This window comes from Shewanella hanedai, from assembly GCF_007197645.1.
GTDB lineage: Bacteria > Pseudomonadota > Gammaproteobacteria > Enterobacterales > Shewanellaceae > Shewanella > Shewanella hanedai.
The window spans coordinates 157,054-173,542 of the sequence record NZ_VKGK01000005.1; the positions used below are offsets into that span (position 1 = coordinate 157,054).

Annotated in this window: 17 protein-coding genes; 10 read left to right on the forward strand and 7 right to left on the reverse strand. The window is 43.5% G+C overall.

Features of this window, described 5'->3' with window-relative positions:
* Nucleotides 1-47 precede the first annotated feature (47 nt).
* From FN961_RS06300 to rnd, 6 genes are all read left to right on the forward strand, one after another.
* Nucleotides 48-431, forward strand: coding sequence for a hypothetical protein (locus FN961_RS06300; RefSeq protein ID WP_229814628.1), 384 nt, complete (start codon nt 48-50; stop codon nt 429-431).
* Entirely contained in the window at nt 424-1,128 is a 705-nt protein-coding gene (locus FN961_RS06305) for a M50 family metallopeptidase (protein WP_143563707.1), read from the forward strand. Before FN961_RS06300 ends, FN961_RS06305 begins: the two co-directional genes overlap by 8 nt.
* Nucleotides 1,129-1,266: 138 nt before the next feature.
* Nucleotides 1,267-2,097 (forward strand): class I SAM-dependent methyltransferase, encoded by an 831-nt coding sequence (locus FN961_RS06310; RefSeq protein WP_143563708.1) that lies wholly within the window; start codon nt 1,267-1,269, stop codon nt 2,095-2,097.
* A 17-nt stretch (nt 2,098-2,114) separates the two neighbouring features.
* Nucleotides 2,115-2,999 carry an alpha/beta hydrolase gene (locus FN961_RS06315; protein WP_143563709.1) on the forward strand — a complete coding sequence of 295 codons (885 nt, stop codon included), beginning with the start codon at nt 2,115-2,117 and terminating at the stop codon, nt 2,997-2,999.
* Nucleotides 3,000-3,233: 234 nt separating this feature from the next.
* Nucleotides 3,234-4,907, forward strand: a complete 1,674-nt coding sequence (gene fadD, locus FN961_RS06320) for a long-chain-fatty-acid--CoA ligase FadD (RefSeq protein ID WP_143563710.1) — start codon at nt 3,234-3,236, stop codon at nt 4,905-4,907.
* A 107-nt stretch (nt 4,908-5,014) separates the two neighbouring features.
* Entirely contained in the window at nt 5,015-6,124 is a 1,110-nt protein-coding gene (gene rnd / locus FN961_RS06325) for a ribonuclease D (RefSeq protein WP_143563711.1), read from the forward strand.
* Between the two features lie 88 nt (nt 6,125-6,212).
* On the opposite strand, the gene minE is transcribed toward rnd, so the two are convergent.
* From minE to minC, 3 genes are read right to left on the reverse strand one after another with little or no spacing between them, the layout of a single operon-like run.
* Complete coding sequence (gene minE / locus FN961_RS06330; RefSeq protein ID WP_143563712.1) at nt 6,213-6,470, reverse strand: cell division topological specificity factor MinE; 258 nt, start codon at nt 6,468-6,470, stop codon at nt 6,213-6,215.
* Between the two features lie 2 nt (nt 6,471-6,472).
* A complete protein-coding gene (minD, locus tag FN961_RS06335; protein ID WP_143563713.1) occupies nt 6,473-7,282 on the reverse strand; it encodes a septum site-determining protein MinD in 810 nt (269 codons plus the stop codon).
* Nucleotides 7,283-7,309: 27 nt separating this feature from the next.
* Nucleotides 7,310-7,975 (reverse strand): septum site-determining protein MinC, encoded by a 666-nt coding sequence (gene minC / locus FN961_RS06340; protein ID WP_143563714.1) that lies wholly within the window; start codon nt 7,973-7,975, stop codon nt 7,310-7,312.
* Between the two features lie 122 nt (nt 7,976-8,097).
* Between minC and FN961_RS06345 the strand changes: the two genes are divergently transcribed.
* From FN961_RS06345 to FN961_RS06355, 3 genes are all read left to right on the forward strand, one after another.
* Nucleotides 8,098-8,379: a YcgL domain-containing protein gene (locus tag FN961_RS06345; RefSeq protein ID WP_143563715.1), complete on the forward strand. Its 282-nt coding sequence runs from the start codon at nt 8,098-8,100 to the stop codon at nt 8,377-8,379.
* A 36-nt stretch (nt 8,380-8,415) separates the two neighbouring features.
* Entirely contained in the window at nt 8,416-9,420 is a 1,005-nt protein-coding gene (locus FN961_RS06350) for a lytic murein transglycosylase (RefSeq protein ID WP_143563716.1), read from the forward strand.
* Nucleotides 9,421-9,530: 110 nt separating this feature from the next.
* Nucleotides 9,531-9,971, forward strand: coding sequence for a YcgN family cysteine cluster protein (locus tag FN961_RS06355; protein WP_143563717.1), 441 nt, complete (start codon nt 9,531-9,533; stop codon nt 9,969-9,971).
* Between the two features lie 39 nt (nt 9,972-10,010).
* Here the strand turns inward: FN961_RS06355 and FN961_RS06360 are convergent, their stop codons facing one another.
* On the reverse strand, nt 10,011-11,180 hold the full coding sequence (locus FN961_RS06360; protein ID WP_143563718.1) for a serine hydrolase domain-containing protein: 1,170 nt from the start codon (nt 11,178-11,180) through the stop codon (nt 10,011-10,013).
* A 227-nt stretch (nt 11,181-11,407) separates the two neighbouring features.
* Between FN961_RS06360 and FN961_RS06365 the strand changes: the two genes are divergently transcribed.
* On the forward strand, nt 11,408-12,076 hold the full coding sequence (locus FN961_RS06365) for a Type 1 glutamine amidotransferase-like domain-containing protein (protein ID WP_143563719.1): 669 nt from the start codon (nt 11,408-11,410) through the stop codon (nt 12,074-12,076).
* 52 nt (nt 12,077-12,128) lie between these two features.
* Here the strand turns inward: FN961_RS06365 and FN961_RS06370 are convergent, their stop codons facing one another.
* The 3 genes from FN961_RS06370 to pdsR form a co-directional block, all read right to left on the reverse strand.
* Nucleotides 12,129-13,304 (reverse strand): cystathionine beta-lyase, encoded by a 1,176-nt coding sequence (locus tag FN961_RS06370; RefSeq protein WP_143563720.1) that lies wholly within the window; start codon nt 13,302-13,304, stop codon nt 12,129-12,131.
* A 130-nt stretch (nt 13,305-13,434) separates the two neighbouring features.
* Nucleotides 13,435-15,612: a proteobacterial dedicated sortase system histidine kinase gene (pdsS, locus tag FN961_RS06375; protein WP_143563721.1), complete on the reverse strand. Its 2,178-nt coding sequence runs from the start codon at nt 15,610-15,612 to the stop codon at nt 13,435-13,437.
* A 60-nt stretch (nt 15,613-15,672) separates the two neighbouring features.
* Complete coding sequence (gene pdsR, locus FN961_RS06380) at nt 15,673-16,368, reverse strand: proteobacterial dedicated sortase system response regulator (RefSeq protein ID WP_143563722.1); 696 nt, start codon at nt 16,366-16,368, stop codon at nt 15,673-15,675.
* Between the last annotated feature and the right edge of the window lie 121 nt (nt 16,369-16,489).

Below are 16,489 nucleotides of genomic sequence, written 5' to 3' on the forward strand. Positions count from 1 at the left end.
AAATGCTGGAATGGGTTGGTTAATCTTATGATGAAGGAGGAGAAATAATGCAAGTTCAACAGAATATTTTTGGCACCTCTCAGGCTCACTCATCAAGTGCCCCCAACCCAAATGGTGCGAGTTCAAACATAAAAACAAATTCTAATATCGATGCCACTCAGCAAGTTGAACGAGCAAAGAGAAGCCAAGGTTTAGACACCAGTCAGATTGACTCTGCGAGTGTAAACCGGGACGAAGTTGAAACACAGTTAGAAGTCCAACTTGCAGAACAGACAACACCAGAGCCGTTAGAATCTCGTTTAGGGGCTAAGCTTGAATATGAGCGAGCCCTGCAAGGGAGTGATGGTGCAGTAGCCCACTATTTGGCTAATGAACACGCTGCGGCTCGTGAAGAGATCCAGCAGATGGTCGGTATCGATACCTATGCATAACCCTTCCTCTAGTGCGCTTGATTCAAAACCCCAGAACAGCAGTGGAGCACCGTCTCGAAGTCGTTTCTTCTTCGAGCTCATGTTTGCTTTTCTGATCACTCGGTTGCCTTTTATCAGTGTGCCATTTAAATGGCTTGAAAGTTATTTTCATGAGCTCTCTCATGGATTAGCGACGATATTAACCGGTGGCAGTGTCAGTCACATTCAGCTTTTCCCTAATGGTGCGGGTTTGTGTTTTAGCCAAGGTGGCTGGCCTGTTGTGATCGGTTTTAGTGGCTACTTTGGCGCAGCGCTGTGGGGATATTTAATCTTCATTTTGGCGACCTGGCCAAAGGGAATACGTGTCAGCTTTGCTTTTCTTGGATCAGCAGTTGTATTGACTACATTACTTTGGGGACGAGATATCTTAACCATATCAATACTTGCCTGTCTGGCAGTGTTGTTTCTCTTACCACTTAAACTCAATAAAAATCGATTTATGGGAAGTGGACTAAGAGTGATGGCTTTGATGATCATGCTTAATGCTCTCGCAAGTCCGACCGTTTTATTAGGCTTGAGTGGTAAAGGTGATGCGTCTATGTTGGCTACAGAAACTTGGATCCCAGCGTGGATTTGGGTGTTTATTTGGTTAGCCATCAGTGCTTCAATGATTTTCCTCTGTTGGCGTCGAGTTGATAATGCGGCCGCTAAAGGCTAAATTTTACAGCCGTTGTTAATGTTTTCTTACATAATTTCATTCAATTCTATGCCCTTATCTTACCTTTGGTTTGATCCATACTTGTCGTTTTTCTGTTAGTTTATTGAAACTTATTCAAATATCTTATGGGAAGCGATAATGAAAAATAACACTCTTTTAGCCGGGATCTTATTGAGCGCCACGTGTAGCGTTAGTGCGTTAGCACACGATAATGGCCATGAAGCGAGCACATTGGCGGAAGTGGTTAAGAGCGATTTCAGGCAAGATAGTAATGTTAATCGTGATAAATATCGTCACCCGCTTGAAACCCTAACTTTTTTTGATGTTAAGCCAAGTGATACTGTGATTGAGTTGTGGCCTGGTGGTGGCTGGTATGCTGAGGTATTGGCACCTTATCTTGCAGAAGAGGGGCAATATGTCGCGGGGAATTTTGATACTGAACCTGCCGATGAAAAAAAGCGTACGGGTTATCGTGCGACCTCTGGTAAAAAGTTTGAAGCTTGGCTGAAAGAGCATCGTGCTCAAGTTGGTAAAGCAACAACTGTTACCTTTGATCCACCGACACACTATGCATTGGGCCGCGATGAGAGTGCTGATACCGTGCTGACTTTCCGAAACTTGCATAACTGGGCGATGAAGGGCTATCTAGAACCCGTTTTTGAATCGACGTTTAAGGTGCTTAAACCTGGTGGAACTTTTGGTATTGTTGAGCATAGAGCGAACAAAGGTATGGATGCTAAAACGGGTTACATGGATGAAGCTGAGGTGATTGCGTTAGCCGAAAAGGTTGGATTTACCTTAGTGGCTAAGTCCGATGTTAATGCCAACAGTAAAGATACCAAAGATTATCCGAAAGGGGTTTGGACTTTACCTCCACGTCTGGCTTTAGAGAATGTGGATAAAGCGAAATACCTTGCGATAGGCGAAAGCGATCGCATGACATTAAAGTTTGTAAAAAACACCCAATAACTAACAATAGAGGCTATATGTGGCAATCTTGCGCCCCCGAAAATGAGGTAGAGTTTCAACTCCCTCATATTCGTCTTTCAGGTCGACTTTGGGGGGCGTCAGATAAGCCCTTGCTACTAGCGCTGCATGGCTGGTTGGATAACGCCAATAGTTTCGCTCCTTTGGCGGAGCAGTTAAGCGAGTTTCAAGTGCTAGCAATAGATTGGCCGGGTCACGGTGGTTCAGATCATCGCCCAGGTTTGTACCCGCTTCACTGGATTGATTATCTATACGACCTTGAATTGTTGATGCAACACTTGTCAATTAAGCAACAACCTGTTGCGATTATTGGTCATTCACTTGGTGGCATTGTGGCTTCGGCTTACGTCGCTGCTTTTCCTGAGAGAGTGGATAAACTGGTGTTGATTGAGGCGATAGGCCCTCTTTATGAATCTGCATCAAAGAATAATCAAAGACTACGCAACAGTTTCAAGGATCACGCGCTTTACCTCAAAAAACAGAATACAGCGCCAGCTGTTTATGAGTCTATCGACATCGCCGTTAAAGCAAGAATGAGACTCACAGGTTTAGGTGAGCAGTGGTGTCGTCTTCTTGTTGAGCGAAATATGCAATGCCAAGACACTGCAACCTGCAGAGGTTTTAGCTGGCGCAGCGATCCAAGATTGAAGTTAGATTCCCCCCTAAGGCTGACTTTTGAGCAGGTGGATGCGTTGATGACCAACCATGGTGGTAATGCCTTATTGATCACCGGAACCGAAGGCTTTAAGCAGTTAAAAGAGTCTCTGCCGAAGGCACAAGCTTGGTTTGATCAACTTATCTGCGCAGAACTTGACGGTGATCACCATTTACATATGGAAAATGCCCATGAGGTAGCAAGTCAAATTAAGCAATTTTTGGCATAATACCCAGCTTCTTAAACATCAGAACCTCTCAAGAGAGTATCAAACATAGATTGAGAAAAGAGACTAGGATTTTTACTCTATTTATGTGATGATGTTCAAAATTAAAACGCCTGTATGAATCTGGTGTAAACAAAATAATAAATTTAGTCAGTGTTTTGCTTATTGTTTTAGCAAGCTTTTTACAGAGAGTATGTTTCTGTATCCGCTGAATGTGGGGATTTTTAGGAGAGATTTGTGGAACAACTTTGGATTGATAACTTACCGCATGACGTGCCAAACGAGATTGACGTAACTCAATATGACTCGCTGGTGGATATGTTCGAGACATCAGTATCGAAATATGCCGATCAGCCTGCATTTGTTAATATGGGCGCGACACTTACCTATCGTAAACTTGAAGAGCGTAGTCGCGCCTTTGCTGCTTATCTGCAGAACGATCTTAAACTTGTGAAAGGCGACAGAGTCGCCATCATGATGCCGAACTTATTGCAGTATCCAATCGTTCTTTTTGGGATATTACGAGCTGGCATGGTTGTCGTTAATGTAAACCCTCTTTATACACCTCGTGAATTAAAGCACCAGTTGAATGATTCAGGGGCTAAAGCCATTATTGTGGTCTCTAACTTTGCCCATACACTTGAAAAAGTCGTTGAACAGACCTGCGTAGAAAGCGTGATCTTAACTGGGCTTGGTGATCTGCTCAGTGCGCCTAAACGTACGCTAGTGAACTTTGTCGTTAAATATATTAAGAAGATGGTGCCAAAATACGATCTTCCCCATGCTATATCGATGCGAAAAGCCTTAAGTAAAGGCCGCCGTATGCAGTATGTGAAGCCTAAGCTTGTGGCGGATGACCTAGCTTTCTTACAATATACGGGTGGCACGACAGGGGTATCTAAAGGCGCGATGCTCACTCACGGTAATGTCGTTAGCAATTTACTCCAGGCTGATGCTGCGTACTCACCGATGCTGATCCCAGGCAAAGAGTTCGTTGTGACCGCATTGCCTCTTTACCATATTTTTGCTCTGACAGTGAACTGCTTGCTCTTTATGCATAAAGGTGCAAATAACTTGTTGATCACCAATCCCAGAGATCTTCCTGCGTTTATCGGTGAGTTAAAGAAGCATCCCTATACTGCAGTAACCGGAGTCAATACGCTCTTTAATGCACTCGTAAACTCTGATGAGTTCAAAGAGCTGGATTTTTCTCAGCTTAAGCTATCCATTGGCGGCGGTATGGCTGTCCAAAGAGCGGTAGCGGATAAGTGGCAGAGTATCACTAAGACTAAGTTGCTTGAAGGTTATGGATTAACAGAGGCGGCACCGTTAGTCACTTGTTGCCCATATAACCTTGAAGGCTATAACGGTTCTATCGGTTTCCCTGTTGCGATGACCGATATTCAAGTGCGTGATGATGAAGGTGTTGTTTTGGCTCAAGGTGAGATTGGTGAGTTGTTTGCCAAAGGTCCTCAAGTCATGAAAGGTTACTGGAAAAGACCGGAAGAGACGGCCAGTGTTATTGACAGCCAAGGGTATCTAGCGACTGGTGATATCGGTTACATGGACGAACAGGGTTATTTCTTTATCGTTGATCGTAAGAAAGATATGATCTTGGTGTCTGGTTTCAATGTCTTCCCTAATGAAGTGGAGGAGGTTGTTGCTATGCATCCCAAAGTGATTGAAGTTGCGGCAGTTGGTGTTCCTAACGAGCTATCTGGTGAATTAGTGAAAGTGTTTGTGGTTAAAAATGATAAATCTTTAACCGAACAAGATATCATCACTCATTGTCGACAGCATTTAACGGGATATAAAGTGCCTAAGCTGGTAGAATTTAGGGAAGAGCTACCGAAATCGAACGTAGGGAAAATTCTACGTAGAGAGTTGAGGGATGAAGTTAAGTCAGCTTAACTATTTTGTCCTAGTTGACCCAATAAACTTGGGTGATATCACTCTCAAGCCGGCTTAATGCCGGCTTTTCTATTTCTTTATAGCGTTCTATTGTCAGGGAGAACATTTTGTTAACGTTTCAATATATAGATGATGATGCGAGTTTAGCTAACCTTGTATCGCAATACCGGGAGAGTCAATTATTGGTATTGGACACCGAATTTGTTCGTACCCGTACTTTCTATGCTCGTCTTGGTCTGATCCAAGCTTATGATGGCAAAACATTAGCGTTAATCGATCCAACTGCAGTGAGTGATCTTTCTGATTTTTGGGATTTATTGAAAACGCCTGAAATTACCACCGTTTTGCATTCTTGCAGTGAAGACTTAGAGGTCTTTGCTCGTAATGGTCATTGCCAACCGGTAAAACTGTTTGATAGCCAAATCGCCGCAGCTTTATGTGGATTTGGACATGGACTCGGTTATGCGAAACTGGTTGAGCAAACGTTAAGTATTCCGCTTGATAAAGGTGAGTCTCGTACTGATTGGATGAAGCGTCCTTTAAGCGAAGCACAGCTTAATTATGCGGCTAATGATGTCTACTACCTTTATGAACTTTATCCTCAGCTTGTCGAAAAGTTAGCGGAACTCAACAGACTTGATTGGGTGTTCGAAGAGGGAGAGCGCATGACCCAAGGTCGCTTGGCTTCTCCGGATTTTGAACTGGCGTATTTAAGAGTTAAAAATGCGTTTCAATTAAGCCCTAAACAGTTAGCTTATCTGAAAGTGTTGGCTAAGTGGCGCCTAGAGAAAGCGGTGTCACGTGATTTAGCTGTTGGTTTTGTGGTTAAAGATCACGCTTTGATTGGATTAGCGAAAAGGCAGCCTAAAAACAGCACTGAGCTGTATAAGATGATAGAGCTGACTGAACAGGAAAAGCGTGTTCACGGCAAAGATCTTATCGGTTTATTAGCGACAGCAGATCTGGATAACTTGCCAGAGGCGATTGATGTCTTGGCACTTAAAACAGGTTATAAGAGCGCATTTAAGACCATTAAGCAGTGCCTGACGACGGTGAGTGAAGAGCATGAAGTGCCGATTGAGCTATTAGGCTCTAAACGTCATATTCATGAATACCTAGAGTGGTTGTGGGCCGGTAAAGTAGGGGATAAACCTTTACTGCTAACGGGTTGGCGTGAAACCTTAGTCTCAACGCCACTAACGGCATTGTCTGTATAACCAAATCTGTAATGATGCCCATAAAAATAAACCCCGACTTTTAGCATAAGTCGGGGTTTATTTTCTTCGAAACAGTGGTCTGTGATGCTTACTTTTCCGGTAAGGTCACATTCAGTTCAAGTACCGATAATTTATCATCGTTCTTATCTAATTGAACGGTGACTTGTTCAGGGTCGATGTGCACATACTTTTTTATGACCTCAATGATCTCTTGCTTCATTTGAGGAAAATAATCAGGTGCATCACGCTCGCCACGCTGGTGCGCAACGATGATCTGTAAACGCTCTTTGGCTGTCACTGCTGTAGCCGGTTTTTTGCTGCTTTTAAAATAATCGAGTAATGACATAATTAACTACCAAATATCCGTTTTAAGAAACCTTTCTTTACCTCAGTGACAAATCGCATTGGCAACTCTTCGCCTAACAAACGCGCGACACTGTCACTATAGGCTTTGCCTGCATCACTTTCTTGATCCATGATAACTGGCACACCTGAGTTAGATGCTTTTAGTACTGCTTGAGATTCAGGGATCACACCGATGAGCGGTATGGCTAAGATCTCTTCTACATCTTCAACGCTTAACATTTCACCAGTGGTGACTCGAGCAGGGGAGTAACGGGTCAGTAATAGGTATTCCTTTACTGGCTCTAATCCCTCTTCGGCGCGCTTTGACTTACTTTGGAGCATGCCCAATATGCGGTCAGAATCACGTACTGAACTCACTTCTGGGTTCGTGGTGACGATGGCAGTATCAGCGAAATAGAGAGCCATCATGGCGCCTGTTTCTATGCCTGCAGGAGAATCACAGATGATGAATTCAAAATCTTTCGATAAATCAGACAGTACTTTGCCCACGCCTTCTTTTGTCAACGCATCTTTATCGCGTGTTTGTGAAGCGGGTAAAACAAATAGATTTGGGCAACGCTTATCTTTGATTAAAGCTTGGTTTAAATTAGCTTCACCATTGATCACATTGACAAAATCATAAACAACTCTGCGCTCACACCCCATAATCAGGTCTAAGTTACGCAGTCCGATATCAAAATCTACAACGACAGTTTTATGTCCTTTTAATGCCAAACCTGTAGCAATAGCAGCGCTAGAGGTGGTTTTCCCCACGCCGCCTTTACCTGAGGTGACAACAATTATTTGCGTCATTTCCTATTATTTCCTTGTTTGCTGTCTTTAAAGTGGTAGCGCTTCGATGGTGAGAGATTCACCTTCGAGACGAATACAGCCACTTTTCGTTGTACTGTTGAGCTGAATATTCTCGGCTAGCCAGTATTGACCGGCTACAGATACCAATTCGGCTTCTAAAGAGCGGGCGATAATCACCGCATGCTTATCACCGGAGGCGCCAGCCATGGCCTTACCACGTAAGTTACCATAAATGTGAATACTGCCGTCGGCAATCACTTCGGCGCCATTCCCCACGGTTCCCACAATCACAAGATCGCTATTTTTTGCATAAATCTGCTGACCTGAACGCACATTTTGTTTCACTATCTTAGTGGTTTTAGGTAGCTGAGGCTGAGTTTGTGATTGCTTTCCTGATTTGATGATTGCGAGTCCAAGGGATTTAGCTTGGGCCGAAATGGCATCAATCGCTGCGGTAATACCTACAATCACTAATTGTCTGGACACGAGTAAATCTTTCAACGCTGTCAGATTATACTCAGGATCTTTAATGAGACTTAGGTTGACGACCAATGGAGCACCAATAAAAAATTGCGGTGCGATAGACAATTTACTGTCCAGTTCAATGGTTACCTTTTCCAAATCAACTTGGTTAATATGGAGCACAGAGAGTGTAAATGATGAGCCTTTTAACTCTAGGCTTGGAGTCTGCATTGTGGCCTTGCTCTTTATAAAAATAATCAGACTTGATGCTGATATGCATTATATTAATAGTTGTCCATGTTATAGTGTGACTCAGTCTGAGGCAAGTTGAATAGCAGGAAAGTAGACAGTATATGATCTGTGCGGTGTATAAGAGTCGACGTAAGCTCGATAGTTACCTATTCGTTGAAAAACGTAATGAATTTGAACGTGTTCCAGAGGCATTACTTGAGATGTTTGGTTCACCAGAATTGGTGATGATGCTGCCTTTAATGAAACGAGATCATTTAGGTTTTGCTGACATTGAAAAAGTGAAGACAGAGTTAGCAGCTAAAGGTTATTACTTGCAACTGCCTCCGCCAGTGGTTAACTTACTCGAGGAACATAAGCGCGAAATTGGCTATAGTAGAGATTAGTTAAGATAAAAAATCAGCTTAATTCAGGGATTCGATATGACAGGGATAGATCTCAAGGCCATTAGTGTCACATGCATGCTCATTTTGGGTTTACAGCAAACAGTTTTAGCGCAAGAAAGTAAATTGAAACCGAGTTTCAGCGATTATCTTTCTAGTCTTAAACATGAAGCTAAAGAGAATGGCATAGATGAGAGAACCATTGAGTCTAGTTTCCCTCAGATTAAGCTGTTTAGAACTGCACAAGATAGTAACAAAGCACCCGTTAAGGCTGCGACTTCGTTAGAGAGTTTTATTCCTGAGAAAGTCCCAGAATCTAAAGTTAGCGAAGCCCGAGTTTTGTATCAGCAATACAGAGCAGAGCTTAAGACGATAGGGCGTGAATATGATGTTCAGCCCAGATTTATTTTTGCTCTGTGGGGACTCGAGTCAAATTTTGGTGCTGATGTCAGTCAGTATCCTCTTCTGTCTGTGACCGCTTCGCGTGCATTTGATGATCCTGACTGTATTAAGTGCAAAAATGAATTTTTTGCGACGCTGAAAATTCTTGAACAGGAATCCCTACAAGTCAGTGAGTTGTTAGGTTCATCTAAAGGCAGCTTGGGGCAAACTGATTTTTTACCTAGCCACTATTTGAAGTATGCGCAAGACGGTGATGGTGATGGTAAGAAAGAGTTATGGAGTAATCCTCATGATGTGTTTGCCTCCCTTGCTCATTATCTACAGCAAGTGGGCTGGAAAGGGCAAGAAACCTGGGGACGGCAAGTACTGCTACCTGACAATTTTGATGAAAGTCTTTCTTCGAGTGCGATTAGCAAGCGGTTTTCGCAATGGACAGAGCTTGGGGTAACCCGCTATAACGGCAGTGTTTTGCCTAAACGTGATGATATGTTGGTTTCATTGATCATTCCTGATGGTGCTAAAGGCCGTGCTTACCTGATTTATGATAATTATCGTGCTTTGATAAAGCGAATGGATTCTGATTACCATGCATTATCAGTGGCCTACCTTTCAGAGAAGATAAAATCTTCTGAGATTAATTGATGCTTAATCAGGATAAAGATAACAGTCTTCTTTGTCTCTGTTGACTAGTGTAAAATAGCCTGCTTGAGCAGGCCTTTTTTTGTAAAAAACTGAGTTGTAGAAATTAAATCATGTCATTTTGGAAAGAAAAATCGTTAAGCCAGATGGATGCCCATGAATGGGAATCCTTGTGTGATGGGTGTGGTAAGTGTTGTTTAAATAAGTTAATCGATGATGAAACAGAAGAATTGTATTACACCAATGCGGCCTGTAAATTATTAGATCATCAAGGAGCACACTGTAGTCAATATCAAGATCGTTTCAGCTTTGTTCCTTTGTGCACTAAAGTGACAGCCGATAATGTAGCAGAATTAACTTGGTTGCCTGATAGCTGTGCTTATCGACGTCTTTACGCCGGACGGGACCTACCTTCGTGGCATCCCTTGATCACAGGATCGAAAGAGGCGATGCATCAGGCCGGGATGTCGACTCAAAATAAAGTAAAATGTGAAACGAATATCAAATATATCGAAGATCATATCGTTTTGTGGCCCATGAGAGATCAAGACTAATAGAGCCGAAGCAGTATTAGTCTTTAACCCGAATAAGTGTTATTTCTTTGAACTGCTTTTACTCATTGCGAGTTTTTCTTGTTTGATAACCTTGTGCCAGAATTCTGCACCGAGTCCCGCAATAACACGGGATTCGCCATTGAGTAACATGGCCATACCAATTTTTAAGCGAGGGGAGTAGGCAATCTCTGCCACGTAACCGGCAACCCAGCCTGCATGATAGACCAGCTCTTCACCTTCAAAATCATAAACCCGCCAGCCTTTGCCATAATGGGCATCTTTGAGATAAGAGCGCCATTCTCGACGTTTCAGCTCCTTGCTTGTTCTCACGCCGTGTTCTTTGATGTCATGGAGAAGTTGAGGACTTAATACCTTGGGGTTATTGCCTAAGTTAGCAATCAACCACTTGGAAATATCAGTGATACTGGCATTAACGCCAGCTGCGGGCTCAACCTGATAATAGTTAGACTTCACTCTGACCTTTTTAAAACCTGAGCGGGTTTTAACATGGGGACTTGCACGGTTACTGGTGGCTAAGAAATCCGCCATACCGATAGAAGCTGTATTCATCTTTAAGGGAGTGAAAATGCGTGCCTCAACCAGATTTGAGTATGTCATCCCAGTTTGTTGTTCAATAACGGGTTGGATAAATGAGAAGGCGATATTTTGGTAACTGTAACAAACTCCAGGAGAACACATTGGGGTCAGTTTAGAAAATTGAGGAATGATCTTCTTTAATTTACCATTGGCATTGAGAATATTATCGTAACTGTTTGGCATTAGGCCGGTGCTTTGACCTATAAGGTGACCGAGATTTATTTTGGCTGTTGCGGATTTATCGGCAAGCATAAACTCAGGCATGTATTTAGTGAGTGGATCTTCCCAACTGAATTTATTTTCATGAACCAGCATTGTCGCTAAGGTCCCCGCAAAGGTTTTTGATACCGAGGCTAAACGAAAAACAGTGTCTTTGTTTACGTTTAAACTCCCGCCTTTTTTACGTTTACCGTATGTACTCATCTTAAGGACTTTACTGTCTTCGATGATCACAAACGCGCCGCCGGGTACACCATTCTTTTTGAGCTGTTTATGAAATTGCTGTTTGAAATTATCGCTGATAGCCTGGTAGTCAGACTTTGCTTGTAGACTGGTTGAAAGTAAAAAACAGGCAAGCCCGATAGGAAATAGTTGTCGCGGTCGAGATAACATAAAAGATGTTCCAAAAAATAATCGATAAATAGCAGCTAAAAAAGGCTTATAAATACAAGCGCTGCTTGGATAAAAATCTAAGTGTTAGGCTAACAAAAAAATGTAAAAAAAACAGCATAGCAAAGATAATTAAATCCTTTTTCCATTCTGTTCATTCATAAATACCTTGTCAGATATTGTACTGCTAGTTAATCTGGTTTGATATTATATTCAACAAGTTGTGAAGTATGAAGCTCGCTTTACTTAGTGACCCCTCATCGGTAAATGGACTACAAGCAATCAAGCTGGTGTTAAGTGCCCAACAAAAAGCCGTGGCTAAAGTTGGCTATATTGCCTCAGGGCCAGAACCTGATAGACACTATTTTCGCCAGACTCAAGTGCTTTATAAAAACCTTGGTGCCAGGTTGGTGTGTTATTTAGAACTTGAAACGGGTTTTGATGAAGAGTCTTTGGTTGAACTGTTCAGTTGTGATGTGATCCATTTGGCTGGCGGGGATACCTTCAGATTTTTAAAAGGGTTACATCACAGAAGATTGATTCCTCGTTTGCGGGAGTACGCGAGGGCAGGAGGCGCACTGATTGGCGTGAGTGCTGGGGCAATGATCATGACACCGTCGATAGAGAGTGCCCCTTTGTGTGGCGACAGCAATGATGTGGGCTTAGACAACTTACTCGCCTTGAGTTTAACCCCGTTTCATTTTATGCCTCATCTGCCAGCAGGGTTTACCACTCCTGTCGATTTTATTGCTTATCTACACAAGAGAGGTGTCGCGTTTGATGATTCTCTATTTGAGTATTTATACCTGTGTCAGGATACAGCTGCTATCACGGTAATCGATGGGAAAGTTGATGAGATTGGGGAACCTTTACTCTGGACTCGTTGTATTGAAGTCTGACAGATGAAACCTAGAACAGGTTTCATCTGTTGTTAAGATAATATTTTAAGTGTTACTTAAGCGCTTGATTAAATCGTGCGAAGCCTGCTTCTAAATCGGCAATCAGATCATCAGGGTTTTCTAACCCCACATGCAAACGAATAAGGGGTTTACAGCTATCCCATTGGGTGGCTGTTCTGATCCTGTCGATGCCAAATACACCTAAGATCAGACTTTCAAAACCTCCCCAAGAGAAACCCATTTTAAAGTGCTGCATGTTTTCAACCAGTGCGGTGACAGAAGCCAGATCTCCCTCTTTCAATACAAAAGAGAATAAACCGTTGGCTGCTGTAAAATCACGCTCAAAAAACGCATGACCAGGGCAAGTGTCGAAAGCTGGGTGCCTGATATGATCGACCTCTGGGCGCGACTTCAGCCAGTTTGCAACTTTAAGGGCATTACGCTCATGTTGCTGCATACGCACGCCCAATGTTCTTAGGCCACGGCTGGCCAGATACACATCATCCGGTGAGGTGCATTGACCCATGAGGTAGCTGTTTTCTCTTAGTTGATCCCAATGTGCTTCATTAGCCGTTGCGGTGCCCATCATGACGTCAGAGTGACCCACTATGTACTTAGTGGCAGCCTGAATAGAGATGTCGACGCCCATATCAAATGGACGAGAGTTGATGGGGGATGCCCAAGTGTTGTCTAACATCACCACAAGCTCATGTTGGTGAGCGATGCTGGCAAGTGTCGGCACATCTTGGATCTCCATGGTGATCGATCCTGGAGATTCTAGGAACAATACCTTGGTATTAGGCTTGATAAGCGCACTTATCCCAGCGCCAATCATAGGATCATAATAGGTGGTCTCTATCCCAAAACCTGCCATCAACTTATCACACAGATCCCGTGTCGGTTCATAGGCGGTGTCGACCATGAGCAGATGATCGCCTGACTTGAGAAATGAGAGCAGTGCACCACTGATCGCGGCGGATCCTGATGGGTATAGGGCTGTGCCTACACCGCCTTCAAGTTCTGCAATCGCAGCTTGAAATGCAAAATGGGTGGGGCCACCACGTCGACCATAGAACATCTCGCCTTTGGCTCTGTTCTTGGTTGCGAAGCGCATCTCTTTCATGGTGTCAAACACCATGGTTGATGCTCTGAAGACGGGAGGATTGATCACACCCTTAGTCCATTTTTTGTCACGTCCAACACTGATGATCTGTGTTTCTTTTTTCATAGGGTAATTGTTCCACAACCAAATTGTATTTTTAGCCATCTTAACATCTAAACGGCCAAATGAAAGTGCGTTTTAATGAGCATCGTGAATGCTCGCTTATCGTTCTGTTTATTCATCGTGCTCCCCAGCATTAATCGAGCGGTAGGCTAACCACTATTTCTACACCATGATGCTGTTGGTCACTATCATTTACTTGTAGATTTCTGGCGATGATTTTTCCATGGTGGAAATCAGTTACTAATCGTGCGATATAGAGCCCTAACCCCAGATGAGGCTTGTCTTGTGCCTTTTGCTGCCTCACTGATACCATAGACTCAAATATCTGTTCAGACATGTTGGCTGGCAGCTCTGGGCCTATATTACTAATAGAGAGTTGAGCTTGTTTGTTTTTTGCCGTGAGAGTGACAGAGATTGCTGTGTCTTTGAGGCTAAACTCTAAGGCATTGGCAATCAATTTATCCATCAACTGTGCAATGTACTCTGGCACACCTGTCATCAATAGATCCTCTTCGCAGATATTAGCGATGAACTCTTTATTGGGGTAGGTGAGTTGGTATCCCTGCACACAACCACTAATGACTTTAGAGAGAGGGAAGGTGTCGAGTTCTGCAGTGGACAAGCTCTCTTCCAATCGAGTTGCTTCGCTCATATTGTTCAAAATCATATTTAAACGGCTAACGCCTTCTTGTGCCCGGTCAACATATTTACGGCTATCGGGGTCGAGTGATTGCAGCCCTAGGTGTTCTAGTGACGATCGAACCACGGCAACAGGGGTGCGTAGTTCATGTGAGAGTCTTGAACTCATGTTTTCTAGGTAGTGAGTATATTGCCCTAATCGACTCACAATACTGGCAAAACTTCGGGATAAATCACCTATTTCATCACGGACTTTTGAGCCTTTAATGTGGTTTTTTATTCTACCTTGACTGTCGATAGCCTCTTCGGCTTCATCCCTGAGTTTGCGGATGCGACTGGAGATACTAGAGGCGAAGAAAAACAGCGCTAAGGTTCCCATGCTCATGATGGTAATAATGACATTGAACAGCTTCTCTAATGCCTTATTGCGTAAAGTTCTTATCCCATGAGTCGTTTCTTCTGAGATCACCACTCCCATCACCTTATCATCTATCCAGATTGGGCTTGCAGCGGCCAGAATAACCGCTTTGTTATCGGGTGTGAGTCGCCATGTCGATCCATCTTTACCAGCTAGGGCTTGTTGAATGTGGCTACCACCGAGTACGGTTGAATCCTGTAAAGAGTCGACAAAATCTTTAGCTGGGATCGTCAGTATTTGGTAATAGAGTGGGTGTAGATATTTTTGTTTAAACCGTTCCCAGAAACTGGGATCGGGCTGGTCCGATACTGTGCGAGTCCAAACGCTATTACTGGTACGAATATCCCCTGATTTGGCGAGCACACGGCCATGCTTGTCTACCACCCAAATTCGAGAGCTGTTATGGCTCATCCCTTTAATGATGTTTGCAATTTCTGGAGAGGGCACAAGGACGGTACCGAGCTTATCAACATCATCGATGGCTGAGGTTCCGACGATAGCGTCTACATGACCGCTTTTTGCGTCGTTAACATCGTATATCGCAAAGCCCAGTTTACTGCCTACCATGTCCAGTGGAATACGCAGCTCAATATTATAGCCTTGGGTCGTTTTCCTCCATTTTCCTTGGATTTTGACTTCAGGGGTAACGGGTACAGAAAGACTCGGATCTTCAGGGAGTTCAAAAGCACTGATCCAGCCATCTTTTGTGGTGGCGACAATATAACGCCTGAATTTTCCATCAGGTGCCAGCGTGGCAATAGCAAGGTGATCATTGCGATCGATATTCAGGGTGTTCTTGCCACGATAGATAACGCTGGGATCGGTGACTTCAAAGAAGCCATAAAGGTATCCGTCATATTTACCGACCATATGGGTAAAATTAATGGCTAAGGGCTTATCTGGGTCGGCTTTGGATATCTGGTGGTTTTCACCATAGTTGAGACTTTTATGCTTGTATTGAGCCCAATCACCGAGTTTGCCGTCCAGCTGTATGGGCCCTGAGAGCGGGTGAGCGTAGAGATCTCTGCCTTGCTGTACCTGAGTTAGAAAACTTGCCTGACTGTCAAACAGCTTGGGTCTTTCGTGCAGGGCTGTGGCTAACGCTTGTGTTGTGCCTTCTAAGGTTTTCTCTTGGCCATATCTTAGGTATTTTTCCATCTCCCAGACGTACTGGTAGCCCAGCCAAGGAAGACAAAGCAAGAATAGCGATAATATAGCAACTTTACTCCTTAGCCCTATTGGAAGGTTAAACATCACGCTGTCTCTGCTTTGAAATGGTGGGTAGTAGCCATGTTGTGTGAGATATTAATATCATTAAAGGGCCTGAGGTTCCCAACGGTATCCCATGCCATAAACCGTATCGATGCAATCAAATTCAGGATCTTGTGCGATGAATTTTTTTCTTATCCGCTTCACATGGGAAGTGATAGTGCTATCGTCGACGTATATTTTTGCTTCTTGCATCAATGCTTGGCGATTCTTAACATGCCCTGGGTGTTTAGCTAACGCGTGAACCATCCAAAATTCAGTGACGGTCAGTTCGATAGGGATCATATTCCAGTAAACCTGCATCCGGTTGGCATCAATAGTTAACGCACCTCTTTCGAGTAAATTCTCAACTTCCAATGATTTACCTTGCAGCTCTGAGCGCCTAAACAGTGCAGCTAAGCGAGCAATTAAGTGAGGGAAACTGACATCTTTACTGAGGTAATCATCGGCGCCAAGGCGTAAGCCGCACACGGTATCAAAGTCACTGTCTCTGGCTGTTAAGAAGATGATAGGTAAATTACTGGACATTGCCCTGAGGGATTGGCAAAGCGCAAATCCTCCATCTATTTCATCTTCTAATCCAATATCAATGATGGCCAAATCCGGTAATCGGGTTGTGAATGCTTGCATGGCACTAGGACGATTGGCGTACGCCTGAACGGTATAGCCTTGCTGCTGCAATACCTCTTTATAGTTCTCTCGTATTGCCGCTTCATCTTCCACAATTGCGATACGTTTCATCAATTTTTACCTTATAGGGCTGTAATACCGTCAGCGCATCATTTTCAAGTAAGTAGGAGTGCTGAGCTGATGACAATTAACTTCTGCTGGAGACTATACAGGAAATTTTATGGGATAAAAG

Bases quoted from the DNA above. Each gene is read 5' to 3' on its own strand.
- FN961_RS06300 (WP_229814628.1), top strand. From the start codon at position 48: ATGCAAGTTCAACAGAATATTTTTGGCACCTCTCAGGCTCACTCATCA.
- FN961_RS06305 (WP_143563707.1), top strand. From the start codon at position 424: ATGCATAACCCTTCCTCTAGTGCGCTTGATTCAAAACCCCAGAACAGC.
- FN961_RS06310 (WP_143563708.1), top strand. From the start codon at position 1,267: ATGAAAAATAACACTCTTTTAGCCGGGATCTTATTGAGCGCCACGTGT.
- FN961_RS06315 (WP_143563709.1), top strand. From the start codon at position 2,115: ATGTGGCAATCTTGCGCCCCCGAAAATGAGGTAGAGTTTCAACTCCCT.
- minE (WP_143563712.1), bottom strand. From the start codon at position 6,470: ATGTCATTACTCGATTATTTTAAAAGCAGCAAAAAACCGGCTACAGCA.
- minD (WP_143563713.1), bottom strand. From the start codon at position 7,282: ATGACGCAAATAATTGTTGTCACCTCAGGTAAAGGCGGCGTGGGGAAA.
- minC (WP_143563714.1), bottom strand. From the start codon at position 7,975: ATGCAGACTCCAAGCCTAGAGTTAAAAGGCTCATCATTTACACTCTCT.
- FN961_RS06345 (WP_143563715.1), top strand. From the start codon at position 8,098: ATGATCTGTGCGGTGTATAAGAGTCGACGTAAGCTCGATAGTTACCTA.
- FN961_RS06350 (WP_143563716.1), top strand. From the start codon at position 8,416: ATGACAGGGATAGATCTCAAGGCCATTAGTGTCACATGCATGCTCATT.
- FN961_RS06355 (WP_143563717.1), top strand. From the start codon at position 9,531: ATGTCATTTTGGAAAGAAAAATCGTTAAGCCAGATGGATGCCCATGAA.
- FN961_RS06360 (WP_143563718.1), bottom strand. From the start codon at position 11,180: ATGTTATCTCGACCGCGACAACTATTTCCTATCGGGCTTGCCTGTTTT.
- FN961_RS06365 (WP_143563719.1), top strand. From the start codon at position 11,408: ATGAAGCTCGCTTTACTTAGTGACCCCTCATCGGTAAATGGACTACAA.
- FN961_RS06370 (WP_143563720.1), bottom strand. From the start codon at position 13,304: ATGAAAAAAGAAACACAGATCATCAGTGTTGGACGTGACAAAAAATGG.
- pdsS (WP_143563721.1), bottom strand. From the start codon at position 15,612: ATGTTTAACCTTCCAATAGGGCTAAGGAGTAAAGTTGCTATATTATCG.
- pdsR (WP_143563722.1), bottom strand. From the start codon at position 16,368: ATGAAACGTATCGCAATTGTGGAAGATGAAGCGGCAATACGAGAGAAC.